Origin of the sequence: Rhodococcus sp. EPR-157 (genome assembly GCF_001647195.1) — a bacterium.
Classification (GTDB): domain Bacteria; phylum Actinomycetota; class Actinomycetes; order Mycobacteriales; family Mycobacteriaceae; genus Rhodococcoides.
The window spans coordinates 1-2587 of the sequence record NZ_LVCV01000007.1 but is presented as its reverse complement, the minus strand read 5'-3'; the positions used below and the strand labels follow the sequence as shown (position 1 = coordinate 2587).

Genomic DNA, 2587 nt, shown 5'->3' with positions numbered 1-2587 from the left:
CTCTTCCGTTCCGGCATCGATTGGCAAGCACAAGCACCGATCCCCCATCACCGGCTACACCCTTACCGGCAGCTGGGGCTACCGAGAATACGACTGGGTCGCCAAACCCGGCGATCTGGTGCAGGAGAGCCCCGGCACAATACACACGCTTTACACCGATGACCCGGAGGGCTTCTCGGCGTACTTCGTCATCAACGGGTGCATCGAATTCTTCGACGACGACGAGAACGTCGTCGACATCCACGATGTGTTCTGGTTCATCGACCACTACCTACGCCACTGCAAGGTGAACAACCTCCCGATCAACAAAGACCTCTTTCGGTCCTGAACGACCTCACACGATCTCGAACCGCGGAGGTGCGTGAGTGGCCCACAACCCTGGACCTCACGCACCCCCGCTTCACGAACGGAGAAACACCCATGCTGCGGGACGGACTCGCAGGCCTCGTAACCGGAGCCGCAGGAGGAATCGGACGAGGAATCGCGCTCGTACTCGCCGCAGAAGGCGCCGACGTAGTCGTTTCCGACCTCGAACGCTCCCGCGAAGGCGCAGAGAAAACTGTCGCGTTGATCGAAGAACACGGCGGGAGTGCATCTTTCGTCGCGTGCGATGTCACGGACTCACTGCAGGCCGAGAACTTGGTGGCCGCGACTCTCGACACCTTCGGGCGCTTCGACTTCGCCGTCAACAACGCCGGAGTCGCAGTAGTCAAACCGTTTGCCGACTTCACCGACCAGGACTACGACCTGGTCACCGACGTCAACCTTCGCGGCACCTTCAACGGGATGCGCGCCCAAATCCGACAACTGGCCACCACCGGTGGCGGATCCATCGTCAACATCGCTTCGGTCGCAGGACTTACAGCAGTACGCGACATCGGGATTTACACCGCCACCAAACACGGCATCATCGGTATGACCAAGAACGCCGCGATGGAATACGGCAGCCACGGAATAAGAATCAATGCAGTGTGTCCCAACGCAATCCGGACGCCACTGCTGGAAAGTGCGCCCGAAGAATTTCGGGATGGCCTCCTCGCACCACAAGCAATCAAACGACTCGGAGAACCAGAGGAAGTCGGGCATGCCGTTGCGTGGTTGCTGTCGAGCAAGGCCGCTTACGTCACCGGTGTGACGTTACCGGTCGACGGCGGCTACCTCACCGGCGCCTGACCTGGGTCCACATCGCAGGGGTGATCGAGTAGGTAGAGCGGTCTTCCTCGGACACTTCGGATCCGACCGCCCGCGGCCGATCGGACGCAAGCCCCACCGACGACTTCATCGTCGACGAACTCGCGGCCGGGTGCACCAATGCCCCTCACCCCCTTGGGTCCTCGGACGCGAAAGGTGTCAGCCAGTACACCGCCGATGGAACCCGGCATTGTTGCACGATCGCCCCGGACGCGACTGGGCGGTGACGGCACTCAGATTACCGAGCAGGTGCGAGATCAGGTGATCCCGCTCGACCTGTGCACTCGCGACACCGAATTGCGCTGCCACCGAGTCCAGCTCGTCGGGATTCACTACTTCTCACCCAACCGAGCCTGCAGCCGAACCAACGTCGTTCTCATCTTCTGAGCCCCAGCGAGCTCGGCCAACAACCCTGGATCACACCGTCGATACAACTGCTCCACCGCCGGCCACACCTCACCCTCGGCGTCACCGAGACCCGGACGCTTCACCAGATCCAACACCGTCTGCTCCCCAGTAGTCACCAACACCGGCCCCAACTCGGTATCGATGCGCTCCGCATTTAGACGCGCCGTGTCGCGCACGACGAACCGAACCACCGCCCGCCGATCCGCCAACCGAATCGGATCGTGCCGCGTAGGGACTGCAACCACCGCCGTTGCCAACGCCCGCGGAAGAACACCGTGCATGCGGGCCGCACTGACACCCATCACGACGGCATCGTCGGCGCTGTAGGCCGCAACCGCGATACCGGCCGCCGCTGCCTCCAAACCCGGCATCCACTCGGTCCCGACCTGATCGTCTGGCACGGCTACGTAGAAGCCTGTCGCCACCCGATGCAGCAGACCCAAGTCTGTTAGGCGCGCGAGCTCGGCCCGCGGGTGCGCGTAGACATCGGCCGCCGTGGCGGCACGCACCGTCCGCATCGGAAGCCGCGCAAACTCGGGAGGTAACCCGGTCTGACGGCGTCGAACATCGCTCGTAGTCACAGCCACCTCCATCGAGTATCGAATACGGAGGCTCCAAGCCTACAGAACCGACACTGATTCCAACCCCGCAGTCCAGACCGAACGCCTGCTGCTCAGTCCGTGCGCGTCCACCTACATCCACGCGAATGATCACCGATGAGTTAGCAACGAGTTGTGACATTCTGTGACACCGAACGCCGAATCGAGCCGATGAACCGGCGAATCCCCAGGTCACAAGTGCCACATAAACCCAGGTGGACGAACCGGGCTCGCGCCAGAAACGAGCGGCCAAAACAGGCCAAAAAGAGACGGCCCCAACCGTTTTCGCTGGTCAGGGCCGTTCCGTTGAGCCTCCTAACGGGATTGAACCGTTGACCGCTCGCTTACAAGTATGTTGCGAGACAACCAGATACGTCCGCATGGAACCA

3 protein-coding genes are annotated in these 2587 nt (G+C 61.9%); 2 read left to right on the top strand and 1 reads right to left on the bottom strand.

Annotation, left to right across the window (positions count from 1 at the left end; all coding sequences use genetic code 11):
- Window positions 1-328, top strand: a 328-nt coding sequence (locus A2J03_RS30800) for a 2,4'-dihydroxyacetophenone dioxygenase family protein (protein WP_197480540.1), incomplete at its 5' end; no start/stop codon positions are given.
- 92 nt (window positions 329-420) lie between these two features.
- Window positions 421-1173, top strand: a complete 753-nt coding sequence (locus A2J03_RS00240) for an SDR family NAD(P)-dependent oxidoreductase (protein ID WP_068368102.1) — start codon at window positions 421-423, stop codon at window positions 1171-1173.
- Between the two features lie 350 nt (window positions 1174-1523).
- Here A2J03_RS00240 and A2J03_RS00235 read toward each other — a convergent pair whose 3' ends face one another.
- The gene (locus tag A2J03_RS00235; protein WP_442971306.1) at window positions 1524-2180 is read right to left on the bottom strand and encodes a type IV toxin-antitoxin system AbiEi family antitoxin domain-containing protein; all 657 of its coding nucleotides are present in this window, start codon (window positions 2178-2180) and stop codon (window positions 1524-1526) included.
- Window positions 2181-2587: the final 407 nt, after the last annotated feature.